The organism is Coprococcus comes ATCC 27758, from assembly GCF_025149785.1.
In the GTDB taxonomy this organism is placed as follows: Bacteria; Bacillota; Clostridia; order Lachnospirales; family Lachnospiraceae; genus Allocoprococcus; species Allocoprococcus comes.
In genome coordinates, this window is the sequence record NZ_CP102277.1 from 2,141,805 (window position 1) to 2,161,565 (window position 19,761).

Below are 19,761 nucleotides of genomic sequence, written 5' to 3' on the forward strand. Positions count from 1 at the left end.
CTCATCCTTCCCTCTTGATATAAGTAAGCGGGATCCGGACTGTAAATGTCGTTCCCTCTCCCGGTTCACTGTAGACCTTGATCGCACCGCGGTGCATGACAACCGCATTTCTTGCAATCGAAAGCCCAAGACCGGTTCCGCCGATCTCACGAGAATGGGATTTGTCCACACGGAAAAATCGCTCGAATATATGATCCGTATCTTCTTTCGGAATCCCGATTCCAGAATCCGCAACCTTCAGATAAAAATACTTATGATCCGCATTTAAAGACACGTGTACCCATCCGTTCTCTTTATTGTACTTGATCGCATTTTCCACCAGATTCGTGATCACAAGTGCAATCTTTACCTCATCAATCTCCGCTGTCACCGGACGAAAACTCTCAAATACCAGCTCAATATTACTTTTTGCCGCAAGTGGCTGTAATCTTTTGAGAATCCGTTCTACCAGTTCATTAACATCCTGACTCTTAATATTTAAGTTTGCACCCTTCTTATCTAGTTTTACAAGATCCAGAAGGTCATTGATGATCTTATTCTCCCGCTCGATTTCTTCGGACAAATCACCCATGAATTCCCGGTAAATCTCCGTCGGTGCATCCGGCTGCATCAGCAGTGAATCCGCCAGCACCTTCATAGAGGTCAACGGTGTCTTCAACTCATGGGATACATTTGCCACGAACTCTTCTCTCGATGCATCCAGTACTTTATAGCGGTCCCACAGCTTATTAAATGCATTGGAAATCCGTTCCGTTTCATCGTAAGCATTTTCATGGAGATAATTATCTCCATAGCCTCCTGCCATCTCCTCGATCGATTGAGACATCCTTTTCAGCGGCCTTACAAGCAGCATACCGATGATTGCTGCTAAAAAGATCCCGATAATACTGATTGCAACCGTTGCAATTCTTGCCTTTGACTGCAATGCCTCTACATTGTCACGCAGACTGTCTGTAGAAACACTGACCAGAATCATTCCTTTTACCGGCTCTTCCCCTTTTTTGACCGGGACTGCCACTTCAATGTACCGGCTCTTTCTGTCATAACTTGCCGGCTTCTCGCCGCGGAAGCATTTGACTACATCCTCGGAAATGATCGTCTTTCCCTCCTCCAGATCATAGGTATCTTCCACAATCCGGAATTCATCATCAATAACAAGCACTCTTCCATTGTAAATATTGGATAACTGTGATAGTTCTGTATCGATCACATCAGAAACTCCCGTTTTCAGATAATCAGAATTGACCAGCTGATTACTCAGAATCGTACACTGGTTTTGAATCTCTGCTGTGCGCACGGATACGGTTCTCTGATCATAGCTTTGCAGAATCGCATTCATCAGGATCACACTGGATAATATGACAAATACGCTCAGGATCACCGTTACCCGCACTTGCAGACTTTTTATGAATTTTGGTACAAAAAATTTAACCCCTGAAATAATAGCCAACTCCCCACTTTGTGTAAACGTATTTCGGATCACTTGGATTTACTTCAATCTTCTCGCGCAGTCGTCTGATATGTACATCTACCGTTCTTGCATCTCCCGGATACTCATATCCCCAGACAATATTCAAAAGACTTTCCCTGCTGTAAACCTTATTCGGATTCATTGCAAGAAGCTCCAGAAGATCAAATTCTTTTGCGGTAAGATTCAGTTCCCTGTCCCCGGAAAAAACTCTCCGGCTTTCACAGTCGATCTTCAGATCTCCCTTTACCACAACTTTACCGCTCGCGCTCATCCCATCTTTTTTAGCGACCCTGCGCATGATTGCCTTCATTCTGGCCTTAACCTCAAGAATGTTGAACGGCTTTGTGATGTAATCATCTGCGCCATATTCCAACCCGAGGATCTTGTCCATATCCTCGCCCTTCGCAGTGAGCATGATGACCGGTACATCTGAGAAATCACGGATCTGTCTGCATACTTCAAATCCATCGTATTTTGGAAGCATGACATCCAGAAGAATCATATCATACTCTTTTCTTTTTACCATCTCAAGTGCTTCCTCACCGTCGTATGCGCAGTCAACTTCCATATCATCCTGTTCCAGGCTGAATCTCAGTCCTTTCACGATCAGCTTTTCATCATCTACTACCAATACTTTTCTGCCCATCTTGCGCACTCCTCTACTCTACCGTTATCTGCTCCCGGATCTTCTGAAAGATTCCTTCCTTGATCCCGTCCACTTTCTTCAGATCCTCTATCTTCCTGAATCCACCGTTTGTCTCTCTATAAGCAATAATTGCTTCCGCGCGGGACTCGCCAATCCCGCTTAAGCTTAAAAGTTCAGCCTTTGTCGCGGTGTTCAGGTTTATTATTCCTGTGTCTTTTCCCATCCCGGCATCTGCCATATCCGATGGTGAATCTTCTTCTTTCAAAGTCTGTTCTTCTTCTCTGGATGGCACATAAATCCTTTGTCCATCTGTCAGATGTGCTGCCTGATTCAGATAAACCTGTCCTGCTGCCTCCGTCAGACCTCCCGCTGCTTCTATGGCATGCGTGATGCGGTCTCCTTCCTGCAGTTCATATACACCGGGTGATGCCACCTCGCCACATACATACACCCAGATCGAACCTTCTTTTTCTTCACCACCCGGATCTGCTTTTTCCTTATCCGGCTTTTCTTCGGCAGCCTTTGATTCTGCCTCGTTTTTCTTATCCCCGGCATCCGCTTCTGCAGCAGCCACACTGGTAAAGGTCTCTTCTTTTTCATGGCATGCTGACAGCATACAGCTGATTCCAAGGAAAATTCCACATATTTGATATAAAATCTGTCTTCTTTTCCGCATACATACTCCTTTTCCGCAGAGCATGTCCCCTCGTACTTCCAAGACATGATTATTGTAACGAATTTTTTTCCAAAAGACAACCTATTTCCACTGAAAAATTGTCGTGCCGATCAGAGCGATCCCCATACCGATCACTTTTCTCCAGGAAAATGGCTCTTTTTCCACACCAAATAATCCCACCAGTTCAATCAGATACGCTACAATAAGCTGAGACATAACGATCAGAAGTGCCGCCTTTGCAGGCCCGAGCTGCGCCATACTTTTGATCACGGTCCAAGTGATCCCTGCTCCGATCACACCGCCAAGCAGCATATATTTAGGCTGCACCTCTCCTATCGTGGCAATACTGTCCCTTCCCATGATCAGCCACATTACCAGGCAGATGGCAAATGCACTAAGCTGCACCCAGGCATTACTCACCCACATTCCTGTCGTCTTTGTTACCTGTGTGTTAAATACCCCCTGCACACTCATCAGCGCTCCCGACAGCAGGGCAATAAAAAATCCGGTCATCTTTCATACCTCCTTTTCTTCTGAAAGTATATCCGATGACCGGCTCTTTTATTCTCTTATTTTTATCAGGCACCGACTTTATGCAAGTGCTTTTTTCAGGATCTCTACCATCTCATCTACCTGTTCTTTACCGATAACAAGCGGTGGGATCATTCGGATCACATCTGTTCCAGCTCCGATGATCAGAAGTCCTTCTTCCAACGCTTTGGCTGTCACTTCACCCAGCGGCTTGGTGATCTGAAGTCCCTGGATCAATCCTCTTCCCTTTACTTTAACGGCTGCATCGCAGGTATCCACGATTTCCTGCAGTTTCTGTGTCAGATATGGTGCGATTTCATTGACATGATCGAGCATATGCTCTTTTTCAAAGATCTCAATAGTCTTGCTGACCGCTGCACAGCAAAGTGGGTTTCCACCATATGTAGTTCCGTGATCTCCCGGTACCAGCGAATTATCTGCAACTTCTTTTGTCATCGCAAATGCGCCGACCGGAACACCGCTTCCGATTGCTTTCGCCATTGTCATGATATCCGGTGTGATTCCCATCTGCTGCCATGCAAACCATGCACCGCTTCTTCCCATACCACACTGTACTTCATCGCAGATCATCAGGATTCCGTTCTCATCACAGATCTTACGGATTCCCTGCATAAATTCTTTTGTCGCTGCGTTGATTCCGCCTTCACCCTGGATTGTTTCCAGAATGATCGCGCAGGTCTTATCATTTACCAGTGCTTTTACACTGTCAAGATCATTGTAGATTGCAAAATGTACACCAGGCATAACCGGTTCAAATGGCTCTCTGTATTCTTTGTGTCCGGTAAGTGCTACCGCACCCATACTTCTGCCGTGGAATGAATTCTCCATTGCAATAAATTCATAACGTCCGGTTTTTTTTGTGTACGCATATTTTCTTGCAGTTTTGATCGCACCTTCGATTGCTTCTCCACCACTGTTTGTGAAGAATACCTTGTACATACCGGTGATCTTTTTCAGATCTTCTCCTGCTTTACCGCAGGTTGTATTATAATACAGGTTTGATGTATGGATCATCTTGTCAATCTGAGCCTTTAATGCATCATTAAATTCCTTGTTGTTATATCCCAGAGAAGATACTGCATATCCTGCTGAAAAATCCAGATATTTCTTTCCTTCCGGATCATAGAGGTATGCGCCGTCTCCATGGTCCAATACAACCGGATAACGGTTATAAGTTTTTAAAATCGCGTCGTCCTCTTCCTGCATATACTGATTTGCCATAAGAATTACCTTCTTTCTTTGTCTTCCCTTTAATCTTCTTCACCGTTTCTTAAAATTGCAGTTCCGATACCTTTCTTCGTGAAAATCTCAAGAAGCAGGCAGTGCGGAATTCTTCCATCCAGAATATGGACTCTGGACACTCCGTTTTCAATCGCTCCTACACAGTTCTGCAGTTTCGGGATCATTCCTCCGGAAATTGCTCCGCTTTCGATCAGTTCATTCGCCTGATCTACAGTAAGAGCTGTGATCAGAGAAGATTTATCCTCGTAGTCTCTGTATACCCCTTCAATATCAGAGAGGAACGCAAGCTTCTCAGCATGAACCGCTTTTGCGATCGAATAAGCTGCATCATCCGCATTGATATTATAAGTGTTGTAATCATCATCGATTCCAACCGGGCATACGATCGGGAGAAAATCTTTATCCAGAAGATCCAGAAGAACCTCTGCATTGACCTTCTTGATATCTCCTACAAATCCAACGTCCTGTCCTGTCATTGAAAGCTTTTTATCAACTCTTAAAAGTCCGCCGTCTTTTCCACTGACACCGATAGCACGGACACCAAGTTCTTCGACCATACGAACCAGATTTTTATTAACCTTGTTCAGTACCATCTCTGCAATTTCCATGGTCTCTGCGTCCGTCACACGAAGTCCGTCGATGAATTTCGGCTCCATTCCGGCTTTACTTACCCATTTACTGATCTCTTTTCCACCGCCATGAACGATGATCGGTTTGAATCCAACCAATTTCAAGAATGTAACATCCTTGATGACATTTTTCTGGAGTTCTTCGTCCAGCATTGCACTTCCACCGTATTTTACAACGATGATCTTACGGTTGAAACGCTGAATATAAGTAAGCGCCTCAATCAGAACTTCTGCTTTGTCCAGATACTGCTGCATATCCTGATCCATTTTGCTTACCTCCTAGCTTCTGTAATCTGCATTGATGTCAATATATCCGTGAGTCAGGTCACATCCCCATGCGGTTGCGCTTTCGCTTCCCATCTTCACATCAGCAACTGCTTTTACTTCTTCCTGTGAGAGGATCTCCGTTGCTTTTTCTTCACTGTAATCTACCGCTGTACCATTTTCGATAATCTGGATCTTTCCTGCCTTGCTCTCGAAGAACAGATCCACCTTTTCCGGGTCAAACTGTGCTCCGGAATATCCCATTGCACAGAGGATTCTTCCCCAGTTTGCATCATGTCCTGCAATTGCTGCCTTGGTAAGATTTGAGCATACGATTGATTTTGCAAGTGTCTTTGCAGTCTCTTTTGTATCTGCACCAACTACAGTTACTTCAAATAAAGCAGTTGCTCCTTCTCCGTCCCCTGCGATCTTCTTTGCAAGGTATTCGTTGATCTCATGCAATGCTTCCGCAAAGGTTTTATAGCTTTCACTGTCTACCGTGATCACTTCATTTTCAGCCATTCCGTTTGCAAGAAGAACTACAGAATCATTTGTAGAAGTATCTCCGTCTACGGAAATCATATTGTATGTATCATTGACATCATCACTGAGGGCTTTCTGCAGTGCCTCTTTTGTGATTGCTGCATCTGTTGTGATAAAGCTGAGCATGGTGCACATATTCGGATGGATCATACCAGATCCTTTTGCCATACCACCGATGGTAACGGTCTTTCCGGCAACCTCGATCTCTACTGCGATCTGTTTTTCACAGGTATCAGTCGTCATGATTGCTTTTGCTGCCTCAGTTCCGTTTGCCAGTGTATCATTTTTCTTTTCAGCAAGAGCCTTTACCCCTGCCACGATGCGATCAATTGGAAGCTGCTTTCCGATGACACCGGTCGATCCGATCAGTACACCGTCTGCATTAATTCCAAGAGCTTCTGCTGCCGCATCTGCTGTGTCCTTGCAGTAGCCAAATCCTTCCGCACCGGTACATGCATTGGCAATTCCGGAATTGACGATCACAGCCTGTGCTTTCGCACCGCTCTTTACAACCTGCTGATCCCATTTTACGCATGCTGCCTTTACAACGTTTGTAGTAAATGTTCCTGCACATTCACATGGAACCTGGCTGTAGATCATTGCCATGTCGGTTCTGTCCTGATATTTGATCTTTGCTGCTGTTGATGCTGCCTCAAATCCTTTTGCTGCGGTCACACCGCCTTCGATAATCTTCATCGTATATAGCCTCCTTTAGCCCTCTTCGATAAATGCTGTAATATTTTCCTCATTTAAAACAAACTCATAGTAGTTGACATCCGGTCTCTTGGTCCATCCGATCGTATTCCAGAACGTATTGCCGATATCATTCTTGGTAAATGCGATCAGTGTGATCTTGTTGATATGTTCCTCTTTCAGAGCTGACATTGCATAGGCAACCATGCTCTTTCCGATCCCATGACAGCGGTACGCCGGATCTACACATACATGATAAAAACATCCGGTTCTTCCGTCGTGTCCGCAGAGGATTCCTCCTACTACTTTTCCGTCTATTTCGGCGATCACACTGGTTGTCGGATTCCTTTTCAGGAATCGTTCCACGCCTTCTTTTGAATCATCTATGCTCCGGATTCCAAATCCTTTGATTCGCATCCAAAGTGCATGAAGCTGGTCATAATCTTCTACTGTCATCGCACGAATAATTGTTGTCATATATTTTCCATTCCTTTTCTTTTTCTGCCGTGTTCTACGGGAACATCGGAACCAGATCAAGACCTTCACTTTCCGGAAGTCCGAAGATCAGGTTCATGTTCTGTACAGCCTGTCCTGCTGCACCTTTTACCAGGTTGTCGATCGCACCCATCATAATGATACGGTTTGTTCTCGGATCGATCTTAAATCCGATATCGACATAATTACTTCCTTCTACCCATTTTGTTTCCGGGTAAACATCTTTCTCCAGAACGCGGACAAATTTTTCATTTGCATAATATTTATCGTAAACTGCTTTTACTTCTTCCCAGGTAACATCCTTTGTAAGCTTCGCGTACTCTGTTGCCAGGATTCCTCTGTTCATCGGAACCAGATGCGGTGTAAAGTTGATCACAACCTCTTTGCCGCTCGCATATCCAAGCTGTTCCTCGATCTCCGGTGTGTGTCTGTGTGTTGCCACACCGTATGCTTTCATATTCTCATTGACTTCACAGTACAGGTTCGGAACCTTTGCACCTCTTCCTGCTCCGGATGTTCCGGACTTGGCATCAATGATCAGCGTATCCATATCGATCAGTCCTTCTTTTGCCAGCGGATAAGCAGTCAGGATGGAGCATGTTGTATAGCATCCAGGATTGGCGATCAGTCTTGCGCCTTTTATATCTTCTCTGTTCACTTCACACAGTCCGTAAACTGCTTCTTCGATAAACTGCGGGCTCTTGTGCTCAATACCGTACCATTTTTCGTAAGTCTTGACATCTTTGATACGGAAATCTGCGCTCAGGTCGATGATCTTAACCTTTGATAAGATTTCTTCATTAACTAATGATGCGCACAGTCCCTGTGGAGTTGCTGTGAAAATCACATCTACCTGATCTGCAAGTTGTTCCATATTATCATCTAAACATACCGCATCTACGATCTGAAACATATTGCGGTATACATCTGCATATTTCTTATCGATATAGCTTCTTGAGCCAAACCATTTAATTTCTACGTCTTTATGTCCTGTTAAAATGCGAACCAGTTCTCCTCCGGCGTAACCGGTAGAACCGATGATTCCTGCTTTAATCATGTAAACCATCCTTTCGTAAATGCCGTATTTGTGTATAGATAGGCATAATCATAAATACTATAAACCCATTAATCCCTATTGTAAAGGGGTTCGCGGGAATTGGGGGAATGTTTTTTTGATTGGTGCGGGGACGCTCCTGCGCGAAATATGTTTGCACGCAACCGCGCTTGCGCTTGCCATGCATGCCTAAAGAAATATCCAGTGGATATTTCTTCGGCGCGTCTCAAACGCAGCGGTACTAGGCTCGGCTTTGCTTACGCTCGCCTTGCCAAGTGCCGGCGTTTTCGAGGGGTTGCTTAGCAAAGATATTTCGCGCAGGAGCTGTGCACTGACGAATGGGAACATTCTCCAATTGGGTGGGGCTGATGCTTGTCGACTCATTGTGGTGCAACGGGCGGGCGAGGCGGCGTCAAACTTCCTGCCTCATGCTTGACAGCATGAGGATTGGAAGTTTGACACCTGTCTCCCTTGGGAATGAAAGAATTCCATGTGATTTCAGCCGAGTTTTGGTTCAGCCTATCTTAAAAAACAATTATTATTCTATCTATTTTATTTTCCGATTGGTTTAGTATACATGGTTTTATTTGGTAAAGCAAGTGGTTTTTTGATTTTTATGCATGTTTCTGTGTATTTTTATGTATAATTTCTTATTTTTATGCATTTATATTTATTTTTATGCATTGTTATGCATTTTTATTATTATAAGATACATTAGGTCTGTATTCTTTTTATTGACTATTTTAGGAAAATTCAGTTAGTATTAAGGAAGTGATTGTAAAGGAGTTGTTATTTTATGGAACGGGATCTTACTTCGGGGAGTGTTTTTCGGAATGTGATTTATTTTTCGCTGCCTTATTTTTTATCTTATTTTTTGCAGACGCTTTATGGGATGGCGGATCTTTTTATTGTTGGGCAGTTTGATGGGGTTGCCAGTACAACAGCGGTTTCGATTGGGAGCCAGGTGATGCATATGTTGACGGTGATGATCGTGGGGCTTGCGATGGGGGCTACGGTTTCAATCGGGCAGTCTATTGGAGCAGGCGATAAGAAAAGGGCTTCTGTGTTTGTGGGAAATACGGTGACTTTGTTTATGGGGATTTCTCTGGTGCTGGCAGTTTTGCTTCTGTTTTTTGTAAAGCCAATTGTTTCGGTGATGTCTACGCCTGCGGAGGCTGTTTCCGGGACAGCAGCTTATCTGACGATCTGTTTTCTCGGGATTCCTTTTATTACGGCGTATAATGTGATCAGTTCGATTTTCCGCGGACTCGGGGATTCTAAAAGTCCGATGTATTTCATCGCAGTTGCATGTGCGGTGAATATTATACTGGATTATCTGTTTATCGGATTTTTCCATCTGGGAGCTTCCGGTGCTGCGCTTGGCACAACACTTTCCCAAGCGTGCAGTGTTCTGTTTGCACTGATTGCCATTAAACGTAAGCAGACCGGACTTTCTCTTTCCGGAGACTGTTTCCGCCCACAGAAAAAACCGCTTGGCAAAATTCTGAATATTGGGATTCCGGTAGCGCTTCAGGACGGATTTATTCAGATTGCTTTCATTGTTATTACGATCATTGCCAACCGGCGCGGACTGAACGCAGCCGCTGCTGTCGGCATTGTGGAAAAAATCATCAGCTTTCTGTTTCTGGTTCCGTCTTCCATGCTTTCGACTGTTTCTGCACTCGCAGCTCAGAATATCGGTGCCGGAAAGTATGACCGTGCAAAGCAGACGCTTCGCTATGCCATGATGATCGCCATTGGATTTGGTCTGGTCGTCTCTATATTGATCCAGTTTATCGCAGCTCCGGTTGTCGGACTTTTCACTGCAGACGCAGCCGTTATTCTTCTCGGCGCGCAGTACATTCGCGGATATATCTGGGATTGTATTTTTGCCGGCGTTCATTTCAGTTTCAGCGGATACTTCTGTGCATGCGGAAAATCTGGAATTTCATTTTTACATAACCTGATCGCTATTTTGTGCGTGCGTATTCCGGGTGTTTATCTGACTTCAAAAATTTTCCCGCATACACTGTTTCCAATGGGACTCGCAACCGCTACCGGCTCCTTATTGTCTGTGATCATCTGCATCATTGCTTACCGATGGTTATGTGAAAAATCCGGAAAATAGAATACAGGATCGGACTCTTACGGATTTCTCCAGATCATCAAAAATGGTGACTCACTACGAGCCACCATTTTGATGATCACTTATCTGATATGCGCTTCTTCATGTGCAAGCAGCCATTCTTTCTTTTCAAGTCCACCGGCATATCCGGTCAGGCTTCCGTCGCTTCCGATGACCCGGTGACAAGGAATAATCACAGAGATCGGATTATGTCCGACCGCACCTCCGACTGCCTGCGGCGAGATACTTTTCGCGCCCCGTTTTACTGCAAGGATCTTTGCAATCTTTCCATAAGTAATGGTACATCCATATGGGATTTTTGCGATAATCTTCCATACTTCTTTTCGGAAATCACTTCCTGCAGGTGCAAGAGGAAGTTCTTCCGGATCCGGATCCTGCCCTGCAAAATACCGATCCAGCCAGTACTCTGCCTGATCCAGTACCGGCAAGTCTTTCTTCTCCTCAAAATCTTCTATAATCTTGTCCATATAGTATTTCTGTCCTTCAAACCATGCACCAACAAGTACATCCTCCCGTGCTCCAAGCGTAATTTTCCCAATCGGCGAATCATAGTAGCTTACATACAGCATTTTTCATTCTTCCCCTTTTTCATCCGTCCTGATACCTATGTTTTTGAGGATTGCGAGAGTGCAAAGCACGTAGCAATCTGGTATCAAAGGGGTCAAAATACCTTTGGACCCCAACATCTTAAAAATAAAAACAAAATTCCTTAACTTTTGTACCATTCAAATTATAAAATGGAGATTTTTTCCTGTCAATCTTCTTATCCGCGAATTTGTCCATTTCCAAAGATCACATACTTTTTCGTGGTAAGGGCTTCCTGCCCCATCGGTCCGCGGGCATGAAGCTTCTGGGTACTGATTCCGATTTCCGCCCCGAATCCAAATTCGTTTCCGTCAGTAAATCTGGTTGACGCATTGACATACACTGCCGCCGCATCTACCCTCTCCTGAAAATACAGTGCATTTGCATAATCCTTCGTGATAATCGTCTCGGAATGTCCGGTGTTCCATTTGTTGATGTGCCGGACGGCATCACAGATAGCTGGAACAATTTTTACAGAAATAATCGCATCCAGATATTCCTGTCCCCAGTCGCTTTCCTGTGCCCAAGCGATCCGCTCATCAATCTGCCTTGTCGCTTCGTCTCCCCGGATCTCTACCCCTTTTGCCGAAAGCCGGTCACAGATCACCGGAAGCGCCTCCTCTGCAATTTTCTCATGAATCACTAAGGATTCACATGCATTGCATACACCAAGTCTCTGCGTCTTTGCATTCTCGATAATCTCCGCTGCCATCTGGACATCAGCAAATTCATCCACATAAATATGGCAGTTCCCCGTCCCAGTCTCAATCACCGGAACCGTACTGTTCTCCACCACAGATGCAATCAGTGAAGCACCTCCTCTTGGGATCAGTACATCCAGATAGTCCTTCATCCGCATCATTTCCATAGCCGACTCCCGGCTGGTATCTTCAACCAGAATCAGCGCATCCGGTTCCATTCCCTTTTTCGCAAGTGCCCCACGGATTACCTCTGCTATAGCCCTGCAGGAATTTGCTGCTGCACTTCCTCCTTTTAAAACGGCGACATTTCCGGTCTTAAAGCAGAGTCCAAAGGCATCTGCAGTCACATTCGGACGGGCTTCATAAATGATTCCAACAACACCAAGCGGAACTCGTTTTTCTCCGATCTGCAGTCCGTTTGGCCTTGTTTTCATGGAAATGATCTCTCCCAAAATATCCGGAAGTGCTGCAATCTCCCTAAGTCCTTCTGCCATTTTCCGGATTCTGTTTTCATTTAGAAGAAGCCGGTCGATCAGTGGCTCTGTCATCTTATTTTTTCTTGCAAGCATAATATCCTTTTGGTTTTCTTCTATTATATATGCCTGTTGTGCCACCAGCGCATCTGCCGCCAGGATGAGCCCTTCCTGTCTTTGAATTGCATTTAAAAATGCGACCGTTTCTTTTGCACTGACTGCACGCTTTCCAAGCTTTTCCATATAGATTTTTTTCTCTGTTCTCTGTTCCATCTCATTCACCTCTACTTTCCCACAGCCATCCGATACTGTATATTTCTTTTCAGTCTCCGCTCCATCCTGTACGCATCTCTTTCCGGTCCAAGCTCATTTTCCCCGTCATAGCGGTGATTCTTTGCAAGAAACAGCGTACCGACTTTCTTTCCTGCCATAATATCATTAATTGCATAAATATTATCGCCATTTGCGATCACCATATCTGCTCCCGCTTCTGTTGCAATCTTGGCTGCCTCGATCTTTGTCGCCATGCCACCGGTTCCGACTGCGCTTCCGGCTCCTTTTCCCATCTTCTCCAGTTCTTCATCAATCCGGTTCACAGTATGCACAAATCTTGCTGCCGGATTGGTTCTTGGATCATCCGTATAAAGTCCCTCGATATCTGACATCATGATCAAAAGATCCGCCTCCACCAACGCCGCCACATCCGCAGACATAGTATCATTATCGCCAAAATTTCCATAGCTGTCCTCATCCACGGAAATAGCATCATTTGCATTGACGATTGGAACCACATTCATTGCCAGAAGTTCTTCAAATGTTTCTCTCGCATGGATACGGCATGTCTTGCTGTAGACAGATTCTTTCGTCAGCAGCACTTGTGCGGTGAGCTGACTGTATTCCGCAAAAAATTTCTCATAGATCATCATCAGGCGCCCCTGCCCTACTGCTGCACATGCCTGTTTGACAGAACCAGCCGGCTTCTCAATGATTCCAAGGACATTTTTTCCGATACCGACTGCACCGGAAGATACTACGATTATCTCTTTTCCGCGGTTTCTGAGATTGAACAGTACACGGACAAATTTCTCCAGTTTTTCCAGATTGATGTTACCGGTTTTTGCATAGGTGACAGTGGAGGTTCCCACTTTGATGACGATTCGTTTCTTTTCCTTTAGAGTGGCTCTTAATTCCATTTCGTTTTTCCTCTTTTCAATTCATATTCTTAGTAGGTATAAATAAAAGAAGCAGAAAAAGAGTATGCGGCGATACCTTTTTCTGCTTCTTTTTTCACTATCGAATCATAATACTTCAATGACTGAACAAAACCTATCACTTTTTCATTCCATCCGAAATGAACATTTTGAGCTGTATATATTGGATACACGCATTCCCTGATCTGCAATATTGAATTTTCTGTTCTGTGCCCTTGAAGGACACGGTCGATGCGGGAATGTAGAAATGAAAAATACACTGCCTTCTGCCGGCAATGTCAGAACGAAATCAAATATGTTATTCTTATTCATTTTATGCATATCACTCATCTCGCCGGTCCCTTTCTTCCTTTAGCGTGTTACCTTGTTACTTTTTGTTATATTTTACGGATTTTTGTGCAAATGTCAAGTATTTTCCTGATTTATCTTTATATTTTCTGTTTAATCTTCTTCTATCCTTCTTTTTTCTTATTACTCTCTTTCCTTTTTTATACATAATCATGCATATTTTATGTATATTTTTACTTTTATTTGCATAAAAATAACATTTTTAAAAGTTTTTTCATTTTATTATTGCATAAATATAAAAAATGGTGTATAGTGGGTTGTGAATTGAATACAAAAGAAAATTTTTAGGAGGTTTATATACAATGAAAGAAAAAGTAGTTCTTGCATATTCTGGTGGTCTTGATACTACCACACTGATCCCTTGGTTAAAGGAGACATTTGATTATGAAGTAATCTGCTGCTGTATCGACTGCGGACAGGGCGAAGAGCTGGATGGTCTTGATGAAAGAGCAAAACTCGCAGGTGCTTCTAAATTATACATCGAAGATATCACTGATGATTTCTGTGACAACTATATTATGCCATGTGTACAGGCAAATGCTGTTTACGAAAATGCATACCTTCTCGGAACTTCTATGGCTCGTCCGGCAATCTCCAAGAGACTTGTTGAAGTAGCAAGAAAAGAAGGTGCTACTGCTATCTGCCACGGTGCTACCGGAAAAGGAAATGACCAGATCCGTTTCGAGCTTTCTATCATGGCTCTTGCCCCGGATCTTAAGATCATCGCTCCTTGGAGAATGACAGATCTGTGGACACTTCAGTCACGTGACGATGAGATTGCTTACTGTAAAGCTCACGGAATCGATCTTCCGTTTGACGCAAGCCACAGCTATAGCCGTGACCGTAACTTATGGCACATCAGCCACGAAGGACTGGAACTTGAAGATCCATCCTGCGAACCAAATTACGCTGATCTTCTTGTTCTTGGAAATACACCGGAAAATGCACCGGATGAAGATGAATATGTAACTATGACATTTGAAGAAGGTGTTCCGAAGACAATCAACGGCGAAGCCATGAAAGTTTCTGATATCATCCGCAAACTCAACGAACTTGGCGGCAAGCATGGTATCGGTATCGTTGATATCGTTGAGAACCGTGTTGTTGGTATGAAATCCCGTGGTGTTTATGAAACTCCTGGTGGAACAATCCTGATGGAAGCTCACAAACAGCTTGAAGAACTGGTTATCGACCGTGCTACCATGGAAGTTAAGAAAGATCTTGGCAATAAACTCGCTCAGGTTGTATACGAAGGAAAATGGTTCACACCACTTTGTGAAGCTCTTCGTGCTTTCGTAAAATCTACCCAGAAATATGTTACAGGTGAAGTTAAATTCAGACTTTACAAAGGAAATATCATTAAAGCCGGAACTACTTCTCCATACTCACTTTACAATGAATCTCTGGCAAGCTTCACAACCGGTGATATGTACGATCATCATGATGCAAGCGGATTCATCACTCTGTTCGGACTTCCGCTGAAGGTTCGTGCGATGAAGAATCTTGAGGTAAACAATAAATAATTGTATATCCCAATACTGACAGATTTAAAGGACGTTGATATGAAATTATCAGCGTCCTTTTTCTGAACAAGCCAACGCTTAAAAGGTTCCGCTTTTGGCGAGGGTCTACATGAAATGTAAGTTTCACTCCAACAGACTCGTCAGGCATAAAATGTCATTTTTATAATTATGCTATAGTAGTTATCAGCCATTTATGATTCATATAAAGGCATATCCACCCTGTATTCTCTATCAATCCCCATACAGATCTGCTCAAATATCTGATTTGGCAGATATACACCTTACTTTCCGCTTTCAGGCAGCTCTCCCAGTGATAGTTTCCCCGGCACAACGCAGTTCCAAGACCGGGAGACGCGCGCAAAGTGAGATCATATTTCAGGCGATACTTCCCTGGTTTTATTTCGGGAAGTTCCTTACAAAATTGCAGATCTGGCATGAATTTCATTCCCATTTCTTCTGCTTTCTATCATTATATGATACCACAGGCATAGTCGTTCTTATTCTGTCAGTTCTTGCTCTTTAATCTTCAACCAGTCCTCTTTCCACTACATTTTCCACGGCATCCATCTGTTCCAGGATTTCTTCACGGCGTTCATCCAAAAGTAAACCTTTGTTGTATTTGTAATACATCGCACAGTCATTTTCCCGCAGGAACGCAATGCTGTACACATTACTGTTGAGTTCCGTGACAAATACTGCCATTTCCTGGCTCTCGCCGAAAGCAGATTCCAGGAATTCAAAGCAGTGATTCAGCGTTTCCAGTGTCTTATCTGCCATTTGCTCTCTCTGTTCTTCTTCGCTGTCAAATGTGGCCTTTACAGACTCAAATTCCGGAGCTTTCTGGTATTCTTCCAGTTTGCATAAAATACGCTCCATACGGTGCATTTCCGCTTTTGTAAGCTGTCCGGCGGCCTTCTTCTGTTCAACTTCCCGCCTAAGAGACTGAATTTTCGCAGCAAGTACCTCTCCCGGAACTGCACCTTCCTTTTGCAATTCCTCTTTATAAGCACACAGCTGAGCAAACAGTCCCTCCACAAATTTTTCCATCTCATATTCTTCTTTAAAAAGATCTGCCATCTTTCCGACCAGAAGATTTACCACACTCAGCCGCTCATCAAACGACGCAAATTTCAAACGTTCTAAGGTATCTTTTTCATAATGTCCTGCAAGGATCCGCTCCAGTCCATACTCCTTCTGATACTTTCGATAAAGCTCCAGATAATTTGCAAAATCCTTCGCTGTCTTCCAGTGCTGGAGGTACTGATGCACAACCTCACGATCCACCTCTTTACCAAGCTTTTCATAAACCTGGATCAACCTTGACAGGTCTTCCCATCCTCTGGCTGTGACAAACATTTTTCCATCTACTGTATTTTCCATACGATAGAAATTCTCTTTTCGAAGCTCCAGATAAGAAAGCACTGCAGAATGGATTCCAACCTGATACGCATATTCCTTCCAGACATCAAAATCAGCTTCCACATCGATCCGCTTGATCCGGTCCAGTGTCACCACATCAAATTCCCGCACCGACTTATTATATTCCGGCGGATTCCCTGCCGCCACAATGATCCATCCCTCCGGCACACTCTGATTACCAAACATCTTGCACTGTAAAAACTGCAGCATAGTCGGCGCCAACGTCTCTGAAACACAGTTGATCTCATCGATAAACAGGATTCCCTCTTTCATGCCGCTCTGCTCTATCTTTTCATATACAGCAGCAATGATCTCACTCATCGTATACTCGGTTACCGAATACTCTTTTCCACCGTAGATCTTTGTCTGAATAAACGGAAGCCCGATCGCACTCTGTCTGGTATGGTGTGTGATCGTATACGCAACCAGTCCGATCTCACATTCCCTTGAAATCTGCTCCATGATCTGTGTTTTTCCAATTCCCGGAGGTCCCATCAAAAGGATCGGTCTCTGATGGATTGCCGGAATCTGATATTCTCCATATTCATCCTTCATCAGGTATGCCTGCACCGCATCCTTGATTTCCTGTTTTGCACGTTTAATATTCATCTATTTCTCACTCCTCTCAAATCTTCTTCATCCAGAACCAGTTTCATCGCCCACGGCGGAACTTCCTGTTCTTCTGCCCCGTCATCCATAAATACAAACGCGGTCTGATACAGAGGCATTTTCTGCGGATAAATCCCCTGTCCATCGGTAAAATAGATCACACCCTTCAGTTCAGTGAACCGGTGCGTCGCGATCAGCTCATCAATATAGGCAAACGCCGGCCTGAAATCCGTTCCACCTTCCCCGGCAAGATCCAGCTTTTCCATATATTCCTGTAATTCTTCTTTACAGGTAATCTTCCTGTCTGACTGCACCTGGTCATCACATTGTATAATGTGGATATTGACTCTCTGAAAAAAGCTCCCTGCTTCACTTAAAATGCCATAGGTCTCCTCCAGGAATTTTTTTACCAGATCTCCTGAACAGGACATGGAAGTATCAATCACGATTGCAAAATCCTCCACTTTTTTCACTTCTTTCCATTCCTGTGGCTCGATCAGAGGCATATTTCCATAAAGGCGCAGTCCATAACTGTAAAATACATAATCAAAGCTGTCATCATCCACGGTAACCTCTTCCTTCAGCACAGCAAATTTGCGCAAAAAGCTGCGGTAGTCATATCGCTGTCGGTTCTCAACCCGGACCTGATCCAGAAAATGCCCGGTATTTGATGCTGCTTCTTTCGAAAAAGTTTCCATATCGGTCTGCATTTTCTCGCTGATATCCTGCCACCTCTGGTTCATTTCGCTTTGTTTTTCATCATCTTCATCTTTTGCCCAGTACTTGTGATCATCCACGGTAAATTCCCGGGCCATGCGCTCCATCTCTCTGTCCGAAAGCTTCCATCTTACCAGTACTCCATAAATTTTTTCCGCTGTAAATACCTTGATTTCCTCTTTCAGATCCCGGTAGGTTCTCTGTCTGATCCAGGACTGGCTTTTTCGTATATTCTGGAGGTTCCAGTCGTCAATCACAGATTCTACCGCAATATCCGCCGCCAGGTTCCATACAAGCTCTTCCCGTCCATTTCTGCGAAATACATGTCGGAAAATGCAGTGCAGAACCAGATGTAGATAGGCGCGGTTTACCTCGATCCGGTTCTGCCTGTACTCACCTCCCAGCATCTGCCCGTTAAAATACATTGTCTCTCCGTCTGTAGCAAGAAGGTCTACTGAAAAATCCTGTACATAATAAAACGCCGAAAGCGCCACATCCATAAATCTCATCTTCATATACAGTTCGTTCCTCGTCAGAACCAGTATTTTATGTCCGATTTCTTCCAGACCCTGTTCTAATGACATTTCTTCCAATCTTTCCACCTTCTTTTACAATACAAACTTTTTCTTCTTTTTTGGAAAACTACGGTAACGTTCGTCCATCAAAATAGCTGAAATCTCGGTCTGTCCTGCATCTGCCGCATAAGTAATCGTTTTTCCCAACGCTTGTTCATCAAAATAATGCTCTCTGCAGCAAAAAAGCAGAACCTCCTGCGGATCTCCGGCGGCGATTTCGCGTCTTTCTTTCACCGCATGGATACAGCTTTCTCCAATTTCTTCCATATGCGCCTTTACATAATTTTCATAGCGCAGCTTTGCCGCATCTTCCAGCTTCCACGGATATCGCAGACGCGTCAGAGCCACACTGAAAATTGCCTCTTCCGAATCTCTTGCTTCAGAAAGTGCAAACAGCCGGTCGTATTTTCCATAATCCAGTTCCCGCCGGTAAAAGCACTCTCTGTACTCTCCACCGGAACCATAATAATGCGTCTCCACGATCCGCGCCGGCGTATTTTCCACCGCATCTGCGTAATATTCCGGAAACAGGATCTTCGTCTCCGTTCCCTGATAACGCAGTGTTGCAATGATCTGATACCGGATCTCCGTCAGAATTTCCTTAAGACAGGACTTATTTCCATCCATAAAATCAATCTCCACCTTCTCCAGACGGCATCCGGTAAATACCCCGCTCCCCATCCGCACAATTGCATCTGTCCCATGGAAAAGTTTCAGATTCATACATCCATAAAACGCATAATTTCCAATTGACTGTACGGTAGACGGAAGATGGATTTCCCTTACCATTCCACCACAGCAGAGTTCTTCCGGCTGCGCAAAACGATCATCTTCTTCATCTGTCTCTGTCTGATAAACAGATGCATTTTTCTCTTCTTCATCTTTATGCAGTGAAAATGTATATGGAGCAATGCGGATGACAGGGATTCCCTCTATCTGCTCCGGTACTTTTATGATTCCTGAATCCTGCCAGATCCTGAGAATTTCAAGTCCGTTTTCTATTTTCTGATATTGTATCTTCATAAATTTCACTCCTGAAATTGATTCTGTCTGTTCTATCCAATTAAGGATTATAGCAAAAAAAAGCAGATTTTTCCATTATCCACTTCACACAATATATCGAAATCTCACGAAATATATCGTTATGGACAAAATTATTTACATATCTATAGAATTCCTTTATTCTATA

The 19,761-nt window shown here is 43.9% G+C and carries 17 protein-coding genes; 2 read left to right on the forward strand and 15 right to left on the reverse strand.

Features of this window, described 5'->3' with window-relative positions; translation table 11 throughout:
* Position 1: 1 nt before the first annotated feature.
* The 9 genes from NQ556_RS10735 to argC form a co-directional block, all read right to left on the reverse strand.
* The gene (locus tag NQ556_RS10735; RefSeq protein ID WP_173689894.1) at positions 2 to 1,483 is read right to left on the reverse strand and encodes a sensor histidine kinase; all 1,482 of its coding nucleotides are present in this window, start codon (positions 1,481 to 1,483) and stop codon (positions 2 to 4) included.
* Entirely contained in the window at positions 1,428 to 2,117 is a 690-nt protein-coding gene (locus NQ556_RS10740; RefSeq protein ID WP_008374691.1) for a response regulator transcription factor, read from the reverse strand. Before NQ556_RS10740 ends, NQ556_RS10735 begins: the two co-directional genes overlap by 56 nt.
* Before the next feature lie 13 nt (positions 2,118 to 2,130).
* Entirely contained in the window at positions 2,131 to 2,793 is a 663-nt protein-coding gene (locus tag NQ556_RS10745) for a helix-hairpin-helix domain-containing protein (protein ID WP_044999342.1), read from the reverse strand.
* An 81-nt stretch (positions 2,794 to 2,874) separates the two neighbouring features.
* Positions 2,875 to 3,306: a DMT family transporter gene (locus NQ556_RS10750; protein WP_008374687.1), complete on the reverse strand. Its 432-nt coding sequence runs from the start codon at positions 3,304 to 3,306 to the stop codon at positions 2,875 to 2,877.
* Positions 3,307 to 3,384: 78 nt separating this feature from the next.
* Positions 3,385 to 4,566, reverse strand: a complete 1,182-nt coding sequence (locus tag NQ556_RS10755; protein WP_008374685.1) for an aspartate aminotransferase family protein — start codon at positions 4,564 to 4,566, stop codon at positions 3,385 to 3,387.
* Between the two features lie 29 nt (positions 4,567 to 4,595).
* Positions 4,596 to 5,483, reverse strand: a complete 888-nt coding sequence (argB, locus tag NQ556_RS10760; protein WP_008374684.1) for an acetylglutamate kinase — start codon at positions 5,481 to 5,483, stop codon at positions 4,596 to 4,598.
* Positions 5,484 to 5,495: 12 nt separating this feature from the next.
* A complete protein-coding gene (argJ, locus tag NQ556_RS10765) occupies positions 5,496 to 6,719 on the reverse strand; it encodes a bifunctional glutamate N-acetyltransferase/amino-acid acetyltransferase ArgJ (protein ID WP_117823967.1) in 1,224 nt (407 codons plus the stop codon).
* Positions 6,720 to 6,734: 15 nt separating this feature from the next.
* Positions 6,735 to 7,184 (reverse strand): GNAT family N-acetyltransferase, encoded by a 450-nt coding sequence (locus tag NQ556_RS10770; protein WP_044999341.1) that lies wholly within the window; start codon positions 7,182 to 7,184, stop codon positions 6,735 to 6,737.
* Positions 7,185 to 7,227: 43 nt separating this feature from the next.
* Positions 7,228 to 8,268 carry an N-acetyl-gamma-glutamyl-phosphate reductase gene (gene argC, locus NQ556_RS10775; RefSeq protein WP_022220715.1) on the reverse strand — a complete coding sequence of 347 codons (1,041 nt, stop codon included), beginning with the start codon at positions 8,266 to 8,268 and terminating at the stop codon, positions 7,228 to 7,230.
* Between the two features lie 793 nt (positions 8,269 to 9,061).
* Here argC and NQ556_RS10780 point away from each other — a divergent pair.
* The gene (locus NQ556_RS10780) at positions 9,062 to 10,393 is read left to right on the forward strand and encodes an MATE family efflux transporter (RefSeq protein WP_204576024.1); all 1,332 of its coding nucleotides are present in this window, start codon (positions 9,062 to 9,064) and stop codon (positions 10,391 to 10,393) included.
* Between the two features lie 80 nt (positions 10,394 to 10,473).
* On the opposite strand, the gene NQ556_RS10785 is transcribed toward NQ556_RS10780, so the two are convergent.
* The 3 genes from NQ556_RS10785 to proB form a co-directional block, all read right to left on the reverse strand.
* Complete coding sequence (locus tag NQ556_RS10785; protein WP_008374672.1) at positions 10,474 to 10,980, reverse strand: methylated-DNA--[protein]-cysteine S-methyltransferase; 507 nt, start codon at positions 10,978 to 10,980, stop codon at positions 10,474 to 10,476.
* Positions 10,981 to 11,174: 194 nt separating this feature from the next.
* Positions 11,175 to 12,443, reverse strand: coding sequence for a glutamate-5-semialdehyde dehydrogenase (locus tag NQ556_RS10790; RefSeq protein ID WP_008374668.1), 1,269 nt, complete (start codon positions 12,441 to 12,443; stop codon positions 11,175 to 11,177).
* Positions 12,444 to 12,454: 11 nt separating this feature from the next.
* A complete protein-coding gene (proB, locus tag NQ556_RS10795) occupies positions 12,455 to 13,363 on the reverse strand; it encodes a glutamate 5-kinase (protein ID WP_008374667.1) in 909 nt (302 codons plus the stop codon).
* 668 nt (positions 13,364 to 14,031) lie between these two features.
* On the opposite strand from proB, the gene NQ556_RS10800 reads away from it, so the two are divergent.
* Positions 14,032 to 15,252, forward strand: coding sequence for an argininosuccinate synthase (locus tag NQ556_RS10800; protein ID WP_008374664.1), 1,221 nt, complete (start codon positions 14,032 to 14,034; stop codon positions 15,250 to 15,252).
* Between the two features lie 519 nt (positions 15,253 to 15,771).
* On the opposite strand, the gene NQ556_RS10805 is transcribed toward NQ556_RS10800, so the two are convergent.
* The 3 genes from NQ556_RS10805 to NQ556_RS10815 are packed head-to-tail and all read right to left on the reverse strand — an operon-like array spanning position 15,772 to position 19,595.
* Complete coding sequence (locus NQ556_RS10805) at positions 15,772 to 17,280, reverse strand: ATP-binding protein (RefSeq protein WP_008374662.1); 1,509 nt, start codon at positions 17,278 to 17,280, stop codon at positions 15,772 to 15,774.
* Positions 17,277 to 18,581, reverse strand: coding sequence for a vWA domain-containing protein (locus NQ556_RS10810; protein WP_044999339.1), 1,305 nt, complete (start codon positions 18,579 to 18,581; stop codon positions 17,277 to 17,279). Before NQ556_RS10810 ends, NQ556_RS10805 begins: the two co-directional genes overlap by 4 nt.
* A 24-nt stretch (positions 18,582 to 18,605) precedes the next feature.
* Positions 18,606 to 19,595: a leucine-rich repeat protein gene (locus NQ556_RS10815; RefSeq protein WP_008374660.1), complete on the reverse strand. Its 990-nt coding sequence runs from the start codon at positions 19,593 to 19,595 to the stop codon at positions 18,606 to 18,608.
* Between the last annotated feature and the right edge of the window lie 166 nt (positions 19,596 to 19,761).

What these genes read in the sequence shown, in the direction of transcription:
- NQ556_RS10740 (WP_008374691.1), bottom strand. Translation starts at nt 2,117, where the DNA reads ATGGGCAGAAAAGTATTGGTAGTAGATGATGAAAAGCTGATCGTGAAA.
- NQ556_RS10745 (WP_044999342.1), bottom strand. Translation starts at nt 2,793, where the DNA reads ATGCGGAAAAGAAGACAGATTTTATATCAAATATGTGGAATTTTCCTT.
- NQ556_RS10750 (WP_008374687.1), bottom strand. Translation starts at nt 3,306, where the DNA reads ATGACCGGATTTTTTATTGCCCTGCTGTCGGGAGCGCTGATGAGTGTG.
- NQ556_RS10755 (WP_008374685.1), bottom strand. Translation starts at nt 4,566, where the DNA reads ATGGCAAATCAGTATATGCAGGAAGAGGACGACGCGATTTTAAAAACT.
- argB (WP_008374684.1), bottom strand. Translation starts at nt 5,483, where the DNA reads ATGGATCAGGATATGCAGCAGTATCTGGACAAAGCAGAAGTTCTGATT.
- argJ (WP_117823967.1), bottom strand. Translation starts at nt 6,719, where the DNA reads ATGAAGATTATCGAAGGCGGTGTGACCGCAGCAAAAGGATTTGAGGCA.
- argC (WP_022220715.1), bottom strand. Translation starts at nt 8,268, where the DNA reads ATGATTAAAGCAGGAATCATCGGTTCTACCGGTTACGCCGGAGGAGAA.
- NQ556_RS10780 (WP_204576024.1), top strand. Translation starts at nt 9,062, where the DNA reads ATGGAACGGGATCTTACTTCGGGGAGTGTTTTTCGGAATGTGATTTAT.
- NQ556_RS10785 (WP_008374672.1), bottom strand. Translation starts at nt 10,980, where the DNA reads ATGCTGTATGTAAGCTACTATGATTCGCCGATTGGGAAAATTACGCTT.
- NQ556_RS10790 (WP_008374668.1), bottom strand. Translation starts at nt 12,443, where the DNA reads ATGGAACAGAGAACAGAGAAAAAAATCTATATGGAAAAGCTTGGAAAG.
- proB (WP_008374667.1), bottom strand. Translation starts at nt 13,363, where the DNA reads ATGGAATTAAGAGCCACTCTAAAGGAAAAGAAACGAATCGTCATCAAA.
- NQ556_RS10800 (WP_008374664.1), top strand. Translation starts at nt 14,032, where the DNA reads ATGAAAGAAAAAGTAGTTCTTGCATATTCTGGTGGTCTTGATACTACC.
- NQ556_RS10805 (WP_008374662.1), bottom strand. Translation starts at nt 17,280, where the DNA reads ATGAATATTAAACGTGCAAAACAGGAAATCAAGGATGCGGTGCAGGCA.
- NQ556_RS10810 (WP_044999339.1), bottom strand. Translation starts at nt 18,581, where the DNA reads ATGTCATTAGAACAGGGTCTGGAAGAAATCGGACATAAAATACTGGTT.
- NQ556_RS10815 (WP_008374660.1), bottom strand. Translation starts at nt 19,595, where the DNA reads ATGAAGATACAATATCAGAAAATAGAAAACGGACTTGAAATTCTCAGG.